Origin of the sequence: Nitrospira sp. BLG_1, assembly GCF_047338595.1 — a bacterium.
Lineage (GTDB): Bacteria > Nitrospirota > Nitrospiria > Nitrospirales > Nitrospiraceae > Nitrospira_D.
The window spans coordinates 21,585-37,854 of record NZ_JBLFBO010000025.1; the positions used below are offsets into that span (position 1 = coordinate 21,585).

4 protein-coding genes and 1 pseudogene are annotated in these 16,270 nt (G+C 55.3%); all 5 read left to right on the top strand.

All coding sequences use genetic code 11. The features are described 5' to 3' along the window. Nucleotides 1-1,359 precede the first annotated feature (1,359 nt). Nucleotides 1,360-1,785: a hypothetical protein gene (locus tag ACMTNU_RS15040; RefSeq protein ID WP_413936097.1), complete on the top strand. Its 426-nt coding sequence runs from the start codon at nucleotides 1,360-1,362 to the stop codon at nucleotides 1,783-1,785. Nucleotides 1,786-2,843: 1,058 nt separating this feature from the next. After that, a complete protein-coding gene (locus ACMTNU_RS15045) occupies nucleotides 2,844-3,101 on the top strand; it encodes a hypothetical protein (protein WP_413936098.1) in 258 nt (85 codons plus the stop codon). A 342-nt stretch (nucleotides 3,102-3,443) separates the two neighbouring features. Further along, complete coding sequence (locus ACMTNU_RS15050; RefSeq protein ID WP_413936099.1) at nucleotides 3,444-4,472, top strand: hypothetical protein; 1,029 nt, start codon at nucleotides 3,444-3,446, stop codon at nucleotides 4,470-4,472. Nucleotide 4,473: 1 nt separating this feature from the next. Further along, nucleotides 4,474-15,324, top strand: coding sequence for a calcium-binding protein (locus ACMTNU_RS15055; protein ID WP_413936100.1), 10,851 nt, complete (start codon nucleotides 4,474-4,476; stop codon nucleotides 15,322-15,324). Nucleotides 15,325-15,906: 582 nt separating this feature from the next. Then, nucleotides 15,907-16,270: pseudogene (locus ACMTNU_RS15060) on the top strand (hypothetical protein); the annotation flags it as partial.

A 16,270-nucleotide genomic window follows, 5' to 3' on the forward strand; every position in this document is an offset into this window, starting at 1 on the left:
TCGTTGCAGAACGTGGGGTGTTTCGCCGAGCAGTAACGGGGGCAGCGAACTAAGAAATCGCAGGTCAAGATAGCTTTGCGTCTTGCTTGTGCTACCCTGCCTGAGAAGTCAAATCAAATTGACCTCATGGAATCCGACCCATAGACTCAGAGCGTAATTCGTCGGAAATTGATTCATGAGATTGGTCACGCGAGTCGCATCCGCCGTCCTATTAGGCATCCCTGGGCTCTCATTGTGCGCGTATGCGGCGATCGAGTTGCTTACTGCCAGAGGCCCTCTTTTGACAAGCGCTATAGCGCTGTTGACATTTCTAGGTGGTGCCGGAATCGCACTCATCAGCTTTGGCAAGGTTCGACAGCCCTTATATGCGGCCTGCTTCCTGCCGCTGCCATTTTTCTTCATGTGGACAATAGAATTAAATCAGATGGACTCTTGGCTGCCATGGTTAACACAACCTGCAATCTTGCTCTGGCCCTTGGTCACGTATAACTGGTGCGAGCGATACTATGAGCGAAAGGCGTCATTGGATAAAACCGACGTCTAAGCCTCCTCATTCAATCCTCTTCTGCTACAACACTGCTCTCAGCACAGGACAACCTGGCCACATCGCTTTCCGTCTGTTTGCTTGTCACTCAACAAGTTCAATGATCAAATACTTTTCAATGTGAGCGACCACACACCAAGCTGCCTTACTACAGTACTTGTATTACTGAGTGCTGCGGTTTTTATATTGATTCCAGGAATTTACGGCGCAGTGCTATATCTAAGTGTTTTGCAAGCTCTAACAGGAGTCCATCCTAATGAACCGTTGCAGCTATCATTTGGGGTATGGTTCGTTGCCATTCCCATGCTGGTCTCCATGTTATTGGGTATGGTGTTAGGAGGAGTGGCATGGACAATTCTGCTCAATATCATCCTCCCCTCCAACGCTGCACGCTATTGGGCAACCTGCCCTACACCACACATCCCAATTCTGACACCGTTCTTCGGGAAGCTTAACGACTGGATCCTGAACATCCGAAGTCGAAAACAAAGGCGAAGTTGAGGTCCAACAACGAATCGTCTCTTCTCAATCCTCAATTGCTACCACGCTGCTACAGGACGGGACAATCTATCCCCACCTCGCCCCATGTCGAGGGATTCCAAGTTTGTTGATTCTTGCTGAGTTAGATTGTCCGAGGAGGGATCAGGTAGAGTGTGTCAATCGCAGGTCAATGACTCTTCCACATTAACCGGTCGGACGGTGTCCCTCGGCCTCATGATCTTTCTACCGAACTCCTCAGTGACCTCTCAGCGATTCTGATCCCCCGGCTTTTGTAGGATGGTGATGTCGACGGGGCAGGCCGTATGCTGCCCCGCATGATACATCAGCACGAACCTCTCCCGTGGCGAGCCATTGTACGCGGGGTGATGCTTGTCACCGGCATGACCTTTCTGGCGGGCATGTTACTCGCTGCTCTTGGGATTACGCCCAAGATTGATCCTGGGATGTACCCGCTGCTAGCCCTGCTGGTGGGAGGGATTAGTGTCGCGGTCGCACTTCATATAACAGACACCACCCGACCCGCCTGTCTCGCGGCAATGGGCATAGGCATCTGGCTCTTCAGTGGGATCGCCGTACTTGTGGGTGTGCAGTCACTCGCGGGGTGGTTTCAGAGCAGTTTTTCCATCGCCGCGACAATGCTTTTGGGGCGGCTGTTACTGGGAACCTTGAACGAACTTCCCGTTCAATCGTCCTATGCGCCCATCGTACGGAGCATGACGCAGACACGCCGAACCGGCTAATGCCGTCATCATCGGATTGATATATGACGAAGTATACCAAGCTTTCGAAACCTCAGCAGCCACGGCATACACCCAAAGGTGCTCGGGGATCAGAAAGGCCTGCAAAGCATCCTCCAGATACCAACCGCATCCCGTGGCTCCCTCTTCTTTCCAAGACCCGAACGGACGCCTAGCAGAATGCTGAAAAAGTCCTCCAGCAGCGTTCTCGCATCACTCAGAGGCTCGACGTACCGAAGCGTACGCCTCGCCCCTTCGCTCGCTGCGGCCTTGCTGGACGGCCTTTTTGAGCATTCTGAGGTGTCAAGTGCCACAGTTCCTTCTATCATCGCGCAACGATGTGCGAAGCAGAAACCGCGTTTTTCAGCAAACTGCCTGAGGGTTCTCAGCCATCCTGGCCTTTAGCACTCGCTAAACAATCGAAGCTGGTTTGGGTGTCGTTTTATCCTCCAGGCCCCTGGGAGTCGTCGTGTCTTCCTCGACTTGCTGGGTAGCCTCGACTCTTTCAGTAACTCCTGGACTTGTTCCCCTGTGATCCGCTCAAAGTCGCCAAGATCGGTTTCGCGGAGACTCAAGCTCCATTGAGAGACAGGTCTCTTTCGTTTGCTGGCTGGTCGATTCAACCAGCGTAGTTGGAAATACCAGTTTCCAGACCAGTCGGTACCGATGCTATACACGGTGCCAATCAAACCAGCTGAATACCCGAGACGGGCAGTAGTCAGGCGAAGGCAGGTATCTTTGACGATGTCAGACCTGGCGAGCATGAAAGGTAGCCAATGGTTACATGTGTGCCCATCGAAGTCAAGTTGGTACCTGAGGGAGGAAGGTGCTCAGAGGATCGCTCAGGTCGTCAGCATTCAGAGACCGCTTGACCTCTCAAGCTTGAAGGAACTCGTTGCTATGGGGCAGTACAATTAGGAATGCTTGTAATATGTATATCCGAACTGATGATATGCCATCATTATGCCTTGCACTTTGCCGGTATTGCCCTTAAGATGCCGCCGTTCTCCAGAGCCTGACGGCGTCCTGACGCCATTGCAACACACCGTTATGGGTGTTTCATGCCCCAGAAACCTATCAGGCCAGGTGATAGGGAACAGAAACGAAAGAAAAGCCTCCAGCGCCGAGTTTTACAACATCTCAAACACCACGGGCCTAAACACTATACCAATCTCGCTCTTCTGTTTGATCCACAGGGAACAGGAGACACCGGCCTAGCCGTGCAGGCCCTCAAGAAACGGCACTGTGTCAAGATAGGCCAAGACGGAATGGTCCGAATTACTGACGCAGGCTTACGGCTTCTTGAGGAGCAAACCTAGTTACTCCCTGCCACATAGGCTGAGAATCTTATCTGCCTGTAGCTTCAAGGCCTGCAGGCGTTCGAGGTGTCTGTCTGCTCTTTTGATGGGTTGCCGTCCTTCTCGTTGTGATCAAATGTCCCATCGTTCCCCCCTCTTTTGACTACTGTCCCGTGTGGTTTGCATTCCTGTAGATTCCGGCAGCTTGGCGTTGGTAGGCGGTTGTGAACCACGGTTCTTGACAGCACGCCGACGGCCTCCTAGACTCACGGACCTCTTTGATTAGGAACACACATGAAGCAGGTTGCTTCCATGCTGGTGTCACCCTCGCGGTCTGTCCCCATCACAAAGGAGTGTGAGTCTATGCGTGAATCGAATGATACGACCAGTGCGCGCAACGTCAGACTGAAATCTGATGGCCCAATGTTGCTGACGACAGTAGGCAGGTTGGGGACAGTCGTGATTGGTTTTGTGCTGGCATTGGTCACTGGTGTTTCAGCAGGAGTGTTTGCCGAGGAAACCGTCGCAGAACGGTTTAATAAGGCAATGAAGAAGAAGGCGGATTACTGCAGGACGCACAAAATCGCTCCGGCAAACCGGCGTTGCGACATTCTAAAGCTGAAGCCGGCTGATCCACTCGCGACAGAAGAGGGTCGTTTTGCACACTCGATCAAAATTCCGAATCCCGTTGCTGAGGATAGTGGCTACAAGCCTGGTATGACACCGGAACAATATTTCGACCATCTGTGTAAGACAGAAGCAGGGGAGTTTATCTATAAGACGGTGGAGAATGTGGAAGGGCTCTACATGATGCGGCCGAGGAAGGAAGCCACGGATGACGAGTTGAGTCATTTATACGCGTTGGAGGATCCGTATGGGCAGGTGCTCGGAGAAGATCGTAAGGCAGAGGACTCCTACGTCCAGCCAGCGATAGGCAAGTACTCATACCTTGAACTCCCCCAGAGTAGTCGCGAGACGAGGAACATTAGTCAGGCCCCGTACAAGCGATACTACCGCGATGAAAACGCCCACCCACGGAAGGACTTTCAGACGGCAATCAACGGACAATTTGTCAGGGTTCCGTACATCGTTGCACAGGAGGAAATCGTAGACCGCAAGAGTCGATTTGCTTACACCTGGCGAGGGCTCGCAAGACCCCACGATCGAGAATTGGGAATCGCTGGTGGTGAACTCATCGTGCTGAATCTGGAGACCAGAGAGATCTTGGCTGTTCGCCGTGGGTACATACAATCCGGGTGGATGAAAAATCTGACGGGGATTTGGTGGTTAACAGCTCGGGTCTGTCCCGGTTCCGGTAGTAAACGGGAACATTTGTTTGTCAAGGAAATCCTCAATCCTGCCGCGACAACGAGTGTGATCAAGGAGAGGTAATATGACCCAGATCAATACGTGGCTTCAGTTCGCATTGCAGCAGATGGCCGCTGAATCGTATCTCGACCGCGTTCTGTTGAGAGAGTTGCAATTGGAGCAAGCGCTTCGACTGGGTAATAATCGGTTATCTGTGGCCTTGGCCTCTGAACCCATCCTTCTAGGTAAGACGCGGATGACTGACCAGCAGATCATCGGCTTTAGTGTGCACTACGACATCATCGACCATCATGCCAACGACGCGACAGGGTTCTCAGCGACATTGATAAAAGATCTAAGAGATCCGACCGGCAAGACCTACACGCTCTCGTTCCGCAGTTTGGAGTATCAGAACCAGGCGCAAGGAGGCGATTGGGAGCGTGATGGGCAAGGTGGCGCGGCTGGGGAGATCGCGGGGGCTGGGTTTGCGCTCGGGCAGCTCGTGAGTATGGAGCGGTATTATGAAGAGCTAAAACGCTCGGGCAAGTTGCCGGCTGGGTCCACGCTCAATGTCACCGGCTACTCACTGGGAGGCCATCTGGCGACTGTGTTCACCTTGCTGCACAGTAATGACATCAATCACACCTACATCTTCAATGGCGCGGGAATTGGGCAAATCGGTGGAGTGACTTCGGTGGTGACCGAAGCGGACCGGATCGGGCAGCTCATTACTGCGATGGACGCGAAGTTTATTGAGTTTGATCCGATGGGCGCCCTCACCCGTAGCGGATCGAGCACCAATGTCCAAAACATGTCCTGGTATCAGCCGGCGGTGATCCAGGTGGCTGGACAGTTTCAGACGACAGGAACGGCAAGCATGCCGACAGGCGGTCTCAATGGCGGTGTGACACGAACTGATGGTGCATTTCAGAAAATCATACAGCTATTTGGTGCCGGTGTTACAGGTGGTGACATACAACTAGTCGCCAATTCGGGGATACATGGGCCAGTTCACGCGGTGCTGATCGAAGGACAACCGCTCGTAGAAGGGCTGCCCAATCCCTTCCGTGACTACGGCAACGCCCATAGCATTACCTTGGTTGTAGATTCGTTGGCCCTACAGTCGCTCTTCGAGACCCTTGACCCGGATCTCACGCAGATCGATATCGAAAATATGCTCAAAGCTGCTTCCTCAGCACAGGCTGATGCGACGGCATTTTCTGTCGAAGAGCACGTTGCCGAAGGAGATACGCTTGAGTTGGCATTGGATGCGTTACGGACACTCTTTGTGCCGAATGCGCTCGATAAGACGACTGACTTCAATGACGATACCGGCGGGTTTGGTAACCTCGGCACTCGGACGGAGTTTTACACGCATCTGGCAGAAGTCCAGGCTATCGTCGCCAACCAAACCTTCTCCATCGAACCGCTGGTCCAACGTGACAGTCAAGGTCGTGTGGTGCCGCGCCTCACGGCAGCGGAGTTAGTCGCGGAAGCGCAAGGGAATACTGATCAAGGGTTGGCCTATCGTTATGCGCTGCGTACCCTGAATCCATTTGCAGTGGTTGGGGTCGATTATGTTGGTCTTGGGCACGCTGCGAATGGAAAGTTAGCGTTGTACGATCCAGCTACCGGCTTCGGCGAGATGACGGAGCAGTATCTGATGGATCGTGCAACATTTCTTCTTGCAAAGCTGGATCTGACCCTCAATAACCGAACGATCCCTAGTGATTCGCTCAGCTTGACGCACTACGGGGACGCGGCATCGAGATTTGATGTCCCTGCTGGAGTTTCCTCCTTTGCGCGCGAGTATCTCTTTGGCAGCGATCAAGCGGATGCCCTGACCGGCAGTCAGTTCCTGCCCACAGACGACCATCTCTACGGCGGTGTCGGCAGCGATGATCTGCGGGGTTTTGGTGGTGACGACTATCTCCAAGGCGATAGTGGCAATGACCGGTTAGATGGCGGGACAGGAGGCGATACACTTCACGGAGGTCTGGGATTCGACAGCTATGTTTTGACTACGGATGGAACCGATCGCATTGAGGATGGCGATGATACGGGTGTGATTCAGCTCAATGGCCGACTCCTAATGGGAGGGGTTCGTAAAGAAGGTGACCCTGACAGCACCTATAAGAGCCTCGATGGACAGTGGATCTTTGTACGGAACGGGAGCACGCTCACCCTCAACGGTACAGTCACCATTCAGCATTGGCAGCCGGGTTCGCTGGGGATTGAATTGCGAGATCTCTCGACAGCCCCAAGAGACCCTGGTCTCCCGACTGGCCCCTTCGCTTTCACTGTGATCGGAGGGCCAGAAAATAATGACCTCGATCCTCCTGGAGCAGGGCCAAGCGCCCTCTATGGGCATGGAGGCGACGATATTCTGGAGGGCGACCATACGCCACTTCTGGGGGCCTTTGACGATTTGTTGGATGGTGGGGCAGGCAATGACACCTTGATCGCAGGGTTAGGCCACGACTATCTGCTCGGCGGGCCCGGCGACGATTACGCGTATGTGGACGACGGCGATTATTTTTTTGGCGGGGACGATGCCGACATCATGGCGGGCAGTACGTTCATCGTCAATTTCACGAACGCGACGATCAGCTCCGGTACGCATTATGGTGAGGGTGGTGAGGGGAACGATGTGTTGATGGGTGGCTTGGGCATAGATGTGTTGAAAGGTGATGCCGGTGATGACCAGCTGTGGGGGGAGAACCGCCCGACGGGGTGGCTTGGGCGTGTGGCGGATGGCATAGGCGGGTTTATTTCTGTGCCTCAGCAGGAGTTTTTTAGTGCAGCCGGTGCTGCGGATTACCTCGATGGTGGAGCGGGGGACGACTACCTCCGTGGCGATGGCGGCGATGACGTCATCATTGGCGGGGATGACAACGACCAATTGTGGGGAGACGATCAGCAGGTAGCTGCTGTGCAGGAGGGGGCTGATTGGCTCGATGGTGGGGCTGGAGACGATTTTCTCTGGGGTGGGGGCGGCAATGATCGTCTGATTGGAGGGAATGGCGTCGATACGCTCGTCGGGGATTTTCTCAATGATCCTATCGGTGGCGACGATTGGCTAGATGGAGGGAATGGTAACGACACGTTGATGGGTGGGCGGGGCGATGATGTCCTCTTTGGTGGGGCTGATAAGGATTTCTTGCTGGGGAATGAGGGGCATGATGTGCTGGATGGGGGCAGTGGAGACGATGAGCTGCAGGGCGGCAGCGAGGCAGATGTGCTCTGGGGTGGAACCGGGATCGATCGGCTATTTGGTGATGATGGCAATGATCATCTATCCGGGGGCGACGACAATGATTTCCTATTGGGTGACGCCGGCGCTGATACGTTGGTGGGCGGTACTGGAGACGACCAGCTTCAGGGTGGTGACGGCGAGGATATCCTGATCGGTGGAGCGGGAACAGACACGCTCATGGGCGGGGCCGGTGCCGATACTTATGTATTCAATCTAGGCGATGGGGTCGAATCGATTCAGGACACACCGGGTGAGGGCAACAAGATCGTATTCGGGGCAGGAATTTTTGCAGAGGACATCAGTGTCGGCATCGGCTCTCTCGTGGTCCGGGTGGGACTGACCGGCGACGCGATTCACATTCAAGGGTTCGATCCTGCCACTCCCATGGTGCCGGTGGGAATCGAGACCGTTGAGTTTGCCGACGGAACCACGCTGACCCAGGCGGATCTTGTTGCCATGGGGTTTGATCTTATCGGCACAGCTGGAAACGATACTTTAAACGGTAGTGAGACCTACAGAACTCTCTATGGCCTCGACGGGGATGATTTCTTGACAGGGGGGAACCTCGACAATGTGATCCACGGCGGGCAGGGCCGAGATGTCATGTTTGGCAACGGGGGGAGTGATCAACTCCTCGGTGGAGTCGGCGATGATGTCATACAGGCTGGGGGTGGCAACGATGTTTTGAACGGCGAGGCAGGGAATGATTCGTTAGAAGGTGAGGCCGGTGACGATGTGCTTGATGGCGGTGACGGAGACGACCAGCTGTCTGGTGGAGAGGGAGCAGACCAGTTGTTCGGCGGTGAGGGAGATGATTTTGTCGTCACCGATGCAGAGGACACGGTTCGAGATGGCGGAGCCGGCATTGATACGATCAGTTTTCAAGGTGTCTTTGGCGTCACATTTAATCTTGGAACCTCAAATTTTGAGAATGCGAATGGAACGGAAGGCAATGACACGCTCACCGCCGCCTCCGCAGTTGGCCCTGTGCAGCTCTTTGGCAACGGAGGCAGCGATGCCCTGACCGGAGGTGATGGCGACGATGTGCTCGTGGGTGGAGAGGTGTTTGTCGGCGAGGGGGCGGCCGATACGCTGATCGGCGGGGCCGGCAATGATCGACTTGAAGGTGGGACTGGCGACGATGCCTATGTGTTTAACCTTGGTGACGGGCAGGACCGGATTATCGATTCGGCTGTGCGTGAAGATCCGTTCGGTGGCGGTGAGGTGGGCGGCGGAGAAACGATTTTCGAAAACAACCGCCTTATTTTTGGTGCGGGGATCGACAGTCAATCGCTACGGCTGAGCGTTGGGCCTGGCGCGATTCCACTCCTCGATGGAATTCCGACGGGCAGTCTTCGTCTGAGCGTGGGAGCGAGCGACTCGCTGATATTCTCCGACTTCGATGCAGCCGATCTCTTTAGCCGGTACACCATCGAATCCTTCGAGTTTGCCGACTCTCCATCGCTGACCTATGCCCAACTGGTGGAAGAGCGAGGCTTCGACATCCTCGGGACGAATGAGAATGAGGGTTTGACAGGGACAGCAGTTGCAGATCGGATCAGCGGATTCGACGGGCAGGATGTGCTCCGTTCCGGGTTCGGGGCCGACACGCTCGACGGTGGGGCCGGTGACGATCAGCTGTTCGGCGGTGCCGGGAATGATTCGTATGTCTTCGGAGTCGGGGCCGGTCAGGACGTGGTGTTTGATCAGGCCGGATTCGACACCATCCGAATGGGTGCGGGGATTGCGCCGACGGACGTGCGGGCTGCCCGGGAAGCGAACGATCTCGTCCTGGCAGTACCAACTACCGGCGAGAGCTTGCGACTTCAAAATTTCTATCTGCACGCTGTCTTCCAGGTAGAGCAGGTGGCATTTGCGGATGGAACGGTGTGGGATCAGACGCGTCTGCTGGCGAGTACTCGGCGACAGATCGATGGTACCGACGGCGATGACATGCTGACGGGCGGCGTCACGGACGACACGATCATGGGCCTGGCCGGTGCCGATTCGCTGAGCGGTCAGGCCGGGGATGATGTATTGGACGGCGGGACTGGCGCTGATGTCATGACGGGCGGGTACGGAGAGGATACGTATCTGGTGGATGACATCGGAGATCTTGTGACCGAAGTGATCGGTGAAGGAACAGATACGGTGCTGAGCGGGATCACCTATTCGCTGACGTCCAATGTGGAGAATTTGATTCTGAGTGGGACAGCGACGATTGATGGCACCGGGAATGAACTGGACAATGTGTTGACCGGCAACACCGGAGCCAATGTGCTCACCGGAGGCGCAGGTGACGACACCTATGTGATCGGGGCCGGCGACTTGGTTGTGGAGGCAGTTGGCGAGGGCATCGATACGGTCGTGACCGACCAAAGCTATCTGCTTGGCGCGAATGTCGAGAACCTCACGCTGACAGGGACGGTCGCGCATAACGGCACGGGGAATGGACTGGACAACGTGCTGGCCGGCAATAGCGGACTCAATGTGCTGACCGGAGGCGCGGGGAACGATACCTATGTGATTGGGGCCGGCGACGTGGTGGTGGAGGCAGCCGGTGAAGGCACGGATACCGTTGTCACGGATCAGGATTATGTGCTTGGGGACGCGATAGAAAACCTGAGCCTGACCGGGAATCACTCCGTGAACGGTGTCGGGAATGAGCTGGACAATAGGTTGGCTGGAAACACAGCCACAAATGTGCTGCAAGGTGGGCTTGGCGACGATACCTACGTGGTCGGGTCGGACGACCTCGTGGTGGAGGTGGCGGATGCAGGTACTGATACCATCGAGGCCGCTGAAAGCTATGTCTTGGGAGCACACATTGAGAACCTTACTTTACTCGATACATTTCCCACTCTTCGTGTTGGACTCACGCCAGGAACCGACGGAAGTGTCCCGGTTGGGCTAGAAAACCATTATTCGGGAATCGGTAATGAACTGAACAACGTCCTGACCGGTAATCGTGGCGACAATGTGCTCGAGGGACTTGGCGGAAACGATGTGCTCAATGGGGAGGGTGGTCACGACACGCTCAAAGGTGGCGAGGGGGCCGATACGTATCTGTTTGGGCTTGGCGACGGACACGATCGGATTGAAGACCAAAGCGTGAGCGGCGAGATCGATAGCATCCAACTGGCGCCGGGGCTGGCACCAAATCACATTGGCGTCGTGCAGTCGGGGAGCGATTTGGTTCTGCGGATGCCTGGTTCAGAGGATTCGTTGACACTCGCTAATTTCTTCGGCCTTCCGTCCGCTGCGCAAAAAAATGTACGATTCGAAGATGGCACCGTGTGGGACGAAGCGGCTTTGCGCCAATTAGGTGCCGACCCTGGACAAGGCGTCACGATTGTCGACACGGACAGCGGCGACAATGTGTTGCTGGGCAGCAGCGGACATGATGTGCTCAGGGGGGGAAGCGGCAATGACACCCTGATCGGGGACGGCGGCAACGATATTCTCAGGGATTCGGCCGGGAACAATGTGTATGACGGAGGGAGCGGCGATGATACTCTCATCGGCAGTGCCGGTAATGACAGCTTCCGGTTCGGCCGCGGGTATGGTCGCGATGTGGTCCTCGTGGATCAACTCTTTAACGATGCCTTCACCACCGACACCGATCACGTTCAGCTGGTGGGACTGAACCGCAGCGATATCCTCATACAACGGCAATCTTCCGCTTCAGGTCAGCTGAGCTTTACGATTACCGTGCTCGATACGGCGGATCAGCTGACCGTGCGGTTTCGAAACGGTATCTATGGGTTTGCTCCCGCACCGGTCACGCTGTATTTCGCCGATGGCACGAGTCAGGAGCTGGGGCTGTTTACCGATTTCCCTGCTGCGCCACCCCTGACGGTGTTTAGTTCTGTGGACTATGCGCTGGAGGGAGATGAAGAGCATCTTGTTCTTGTGGATAACAATAGCTCAGTGGTTCCGAACTCCCGCATAGGAATCGGCAACGGCTTGGACAATGTCATGCTCGGAAACACCGCCGATAACGTGCTCGAAGGCGGTGCCGGGCATGACGTATTACACGGGGGGTTCGCACGATCGGTAGAGGGTTTCTTCTTCGTTGATTCCGGTAGCGATATCCTGATAGGCGGAGAAGGGAATGATACGCTCATTCCCTTCGGCGATTCGGCATTTGCCTTCGACTTTGGAGTGGGTACCGACCCCAATCCATTTAACACGCCGGACGATGTGCTCATTGGTGGGTCTGGAAACGATACCTACTACATTCGGCATGCCAGCCAGACTCTTGTCGAACTGCCGGGGGAGGGCGTAGACACAGTGCACAGCACGGTCAGCTATTCCCTGCCTGATAACTTCGAGAATCTCGTCCTCACTCCCACATTTCATGATGAGACGGGGTTTGCTTCGCTGACCGGGACCGGCAACGAGTTGGACAATGTGCTGGTTGGTGGTGCCGGCGCGGATTTGCTCAGCGGTGGTGCCGGTCGTGACACGCTGCATGGAGGGCTGAATGCGACGTTTGACGCTGGCGATCCAGCAGCCTTCTCTTCAAGCGATACTTTGATTGGGGGGACGGGCGACGATACTTATCTCTTCAATCTCGGTGACGGCACCGACACAATTGAGGATCTCGCAGGTGTCGGCGAAGGCAACCGGATTCAATTCGGAACGGGGATTACCCGAAACGATCTCATCTTCTCGCAGGATGACGTGGCCCGGACGCTGACTATCGGGGTGGGCGCAAGCGGAACGGACCAGCTCGTGCTCACGAACTTCGACCCGACCAATGCCAATGGCTCGCTCGTGGTTGAAACCCTCGTCTTTGCGGATGGGAGCACGGCGAGTCTCGCCTCCTTGCTGGACGGGCCGGTCAACCAGGCGCCGACGGTGGTGACTCCGTTGACCGATCAAACGGTTTTAGAGGATGCACTATTGAGCATCCAGATTCCCACCGACACCTTCGTCGATCAAGACGCACACGATGTGCTGGCATACAGTGCGAGTGTGGCTGACGGGATGGCATTGCCAACCTGGCTGACGTTTGATTCCGTGACCCACACGTTCAGCGGCACTCCAACGAACAGCGAGGTTGATACACTTCATCTAGCCGTGACGGCTACTGACTCGGGTGGGCTCAGTGCCACAAGTTCGTTTGCACTCACCGTGCAGAATGTGAATGATACCCCGACGATGGCGATGCCGCTTGCCGATCAATCGGTCACGCAAGGCAGTCTCTTTACCTTCATCGTGCCGGCTGACAGTTTTGCGGATGTTGATGCCGGCGATATCCTCACGTACCACGCGACACGAGCCGATGGTACTGCCCTGCCAACCTGGCTCACATTTAATCCGAGTACTCGCATGTTCAGCGGGACACCACAAGGTCCGGATATCGGTACCCTCGATGTGCGAGTCACTGCCACCGACAGTGGGACGCTGAGTGTCAACGATGTGTTTGCTCTGACCATCCTGCCGATATTAGGGACCGAGGGGAACGATACCCTCATCGGGGCCGGCGGCGATGACGTCATCCAAGGTCTCGCCGGGGATGATGTGCTGCAAGGACTCGCCGGTAACGATCTGCTCGATGGTGGAGTAGGGGTCGACTCGATGGCCGGCGGTCTGGGCAACGATGCCTATGTTGTGGATGTGGCCGGTGATGTCGTCACGGAAGCCCTGAATCAGGGAACGGATACTGTTTACAGCGGTATCACGTATACCCTGGGTGCGAACGTTGAAAATCTAGTCTTGACCGGCACAGGCGTGGTTAACGGAACCGGCAATAGCCTCAATAATAGTTTCACCGGCAACAACGCCAACAATATACTCAACGGTGGAGCAGGCGCCGATAAGATGGTTGGGGGACAGGGCAATGACATCTACGTCGTCGACAATGTGGGCGATGTGGTGACGGAGCTCGAGAACGAAGGCATCGATACCGTGCAGACCGGGCGCACGCATACCCTCGGTGCAAATCTGGAGAACCTCACGCTGACAGGTTCGGCCATGATCGACGGGACTGGGAACTCGTTAGACAACACGCTGAGGGGTAACAGTGTAGCCAACGTCCTCACTGGTGGAGCCGGGAACGATATCTATGTGGTCGGCACCGGCGATACGGTGGTTGAGCAACTCAACGAGGGCATTGATAGGGTCCAATCTGCTGTGACCTGGACTCTGGCTGCCAATGTGGAGCAGCTCACCTTGACCGGGGCTGCCGCGATCAACGGGACCGGTAACAGCCTCAACAATGTGCTCATTGGCAACAGTGCCCCCAACGTGCTCGATGCTGATAGCGGTGATGACACGCTCAACGGCGGAGCAGGGGAAGATACCCTGATCGGAGGGATTGGTAATGACACCTACATCGTTGACAATGTGGGCGATGTCGTTATCGAGAATATCAATGAAGGCACGGATCTGGTGCAAAGCAGCCTGAGCTATCTCCTCACGACCAATGTGGAGAACCTTACGCTGACCGGCACTGCAGCGATCAACGCGACGGGCAACAGTCTGAATAACGTGCTCACCGGAAACAGTGGGGCTAACATCCTTGATGGGGCTGCAGGCGCCGATACTATGATCGGAGGGACCGGTAATGATATCTACATCGTCGATGACGCAGGGGACGTGGTAACCGAAATAGCTAATCAGGGCATCGATACGGTCCAAAGCGCCATCACCTACGTTTTAGGGATGGAAGTGGAGAACCTGACGCTGATCGGGTCCACGGCCATCAATGGCACCGGCACGGGTCTCAATAATATCCTTGAGGGCAATATTGCCTCGAATATCCTGACGGGATTGGATGGCAATGATAGGCTCGACGGCGGGGCTGGTGCCGATACGCTAGTGGGTGGTGTTGGCAACGATATCTATGTTGTCGATAACGAGGACGACATTGTCACGGAGAACCTCAATGAGGGGAGCGATTTGGTACAGAGCACGGTGAGCTATGCCCTCACGGCCAATGTAGAACACCTCACGCTGACCGGCATCACTGCCATCAACGGCATCGGCAATGCTCTCAACAACAGGCTCACGGGCAACAGTGCGGCGAATCAGCTGACTGGGGGGCCGGGCAACGACACCTATGTCGTGAGTGTCGGGGACGTCATTATTGAGAATACGAACGAAGGTACGGACACGGTACAGAGTGATGCGAACTGGACGCTCGGGGCCAATCTGGAGTACCTCACGCTAACGGGTACTACAGCGATCGATGCAATAGGGAATACGCTCAATAACACGTTGACGGGAAATAGTGCGGCGAATTTACTGGTAGGCGGAGCGGGAAACGACACGATGCGCGGCGGGTTGGGTAACGATACCTACCTTGTTAATCGTGGTGAGGGTCGGGATGTCATCGTCGAAAATGACAGCACGTCCGGTAACAGCGATCTCCTTCAGTATGGGGCGACGATCAATTCCCTCGATCTCGTCATCAGTCGCCAGGTCAACGACCTGCGGCTGACAGTACATGGTTCAGCAGATCAGCTCACCATCAGAGACTGGTATCTCAGTCCCAATCATCACATTGAGACGGTGCAGGCCGGCGATGGCGCGCGGTTGCTCAGTACGCAGGTCGATCAGTTGATCCAGGCCATGGCTTCGTTCAGTCAGCAGTCCGGCTTGACGTGGGATCAGGCGATCGATCAACGCCCACAAGACCTACAGGCCATTTTGGCCGCGAGCTGGCAGTAGATGTTGAAGAGGTGAATGGTGAAGCGTGAGGGGTCAGAAGTAAGACCCGAAACCCGACGTCCCCGCTTTTCGTGATCTCCGTTATTTCCTGCTCTGGTTCTAAATAGTCGAGAACTAAGGTGAGTGTTTCAACTTAGAACAGTCCCTATCTTTCATTGCCGTATCTTTTTGGATTCAGTGAATCTAAAAAGATGCGTATCTAAAAAGATTCAGCTCGCATCTCTCCCACATACTCTTGAACCTAATACGACCTAATGTATTGAAATTGTTCCAATTGCTGTGCGGCAGATCCAAGATCTGGCGCGCATCGTTCTTGCCTGGTGTTCGGAGATCGAATTTCGCAGAAGGGGCTACATGGCAAGGAGCTAGTTGGGTCTGTCGATCCGACGCTGGTGGGCCATGCGCTGGGAAGTAATAGGCGATCAACTACGAAGGAAGAAGCACAGACTCAGGGAGGGGAGGAAGAGAGGAAGGGAACGGCGAGGCTAGACGGATGGTAGGAGAAGTTGGGCGAAGGAAAGGCCGGGCAGTTTCTGCTCTTAGCCCATGCAGATGGTGGTCGTAATATGAGGGAGATGGACTATGGCACAAGGTTTAGGAGGCAATTCTGTGAACATCGTGCATGGCAGTAGTTGGAAAGCGTACCTCGTGGGCGCATTGGCACTCATGCTGTGCCTGTCTGGCTACGAGTCGGCGCAGGCCGTTACGGGAGGCAGTCCGTATGTAGTGCCTCAGGTTCTCGACAGCAATGCTGCTCCGAATATCGTCGAGACCTACATTGTGGCGGACGAGGCGACCGTCGATATCGGCCATGGGGTCATGGCAAACGGGATGGCGTATAAGAGCTGTTCCGACAAGCAACTTAGTCACTGTACGACGCCTGGAATACCTGGTCCGGAGTTTCGGCTCAAGGTGGGAGACCGGGTCATCGTGCATTTTGTGAATA

Bases quoted from the DNA above. Each gene is read 5' to 3' on its own strand.
- ACMTNU_RS15045 (WP_413936098.1), top strand. From the start codon at position 2,844: ATGCCCCAGAAACCTATCAGGCCAGGTGATAGGGAACAGAAACGAAAG.
- ACMTNU_RS15040 (WP_413936097.1), top strand. From the start codon at position 1,360: ATGATACATCAGCACGAACCTCTCCCGTGGCGAGCCATTGTACGCGGG.
- ACMTNU_RS15055 (WP_413936100.1), top strand. From the start codon at position 4,474: ATGACCCAGATCAATACGTGGCTTCAGTTCGCATTGCAGCAGATGGCC.
- ACMTNU_RS15050 (WP_413936099.1), top strand. From the start codon at position 3,444: ATGCGTGAATCGAATGATACGACCAGTGCGCGCAACGTCAGACTGAAA.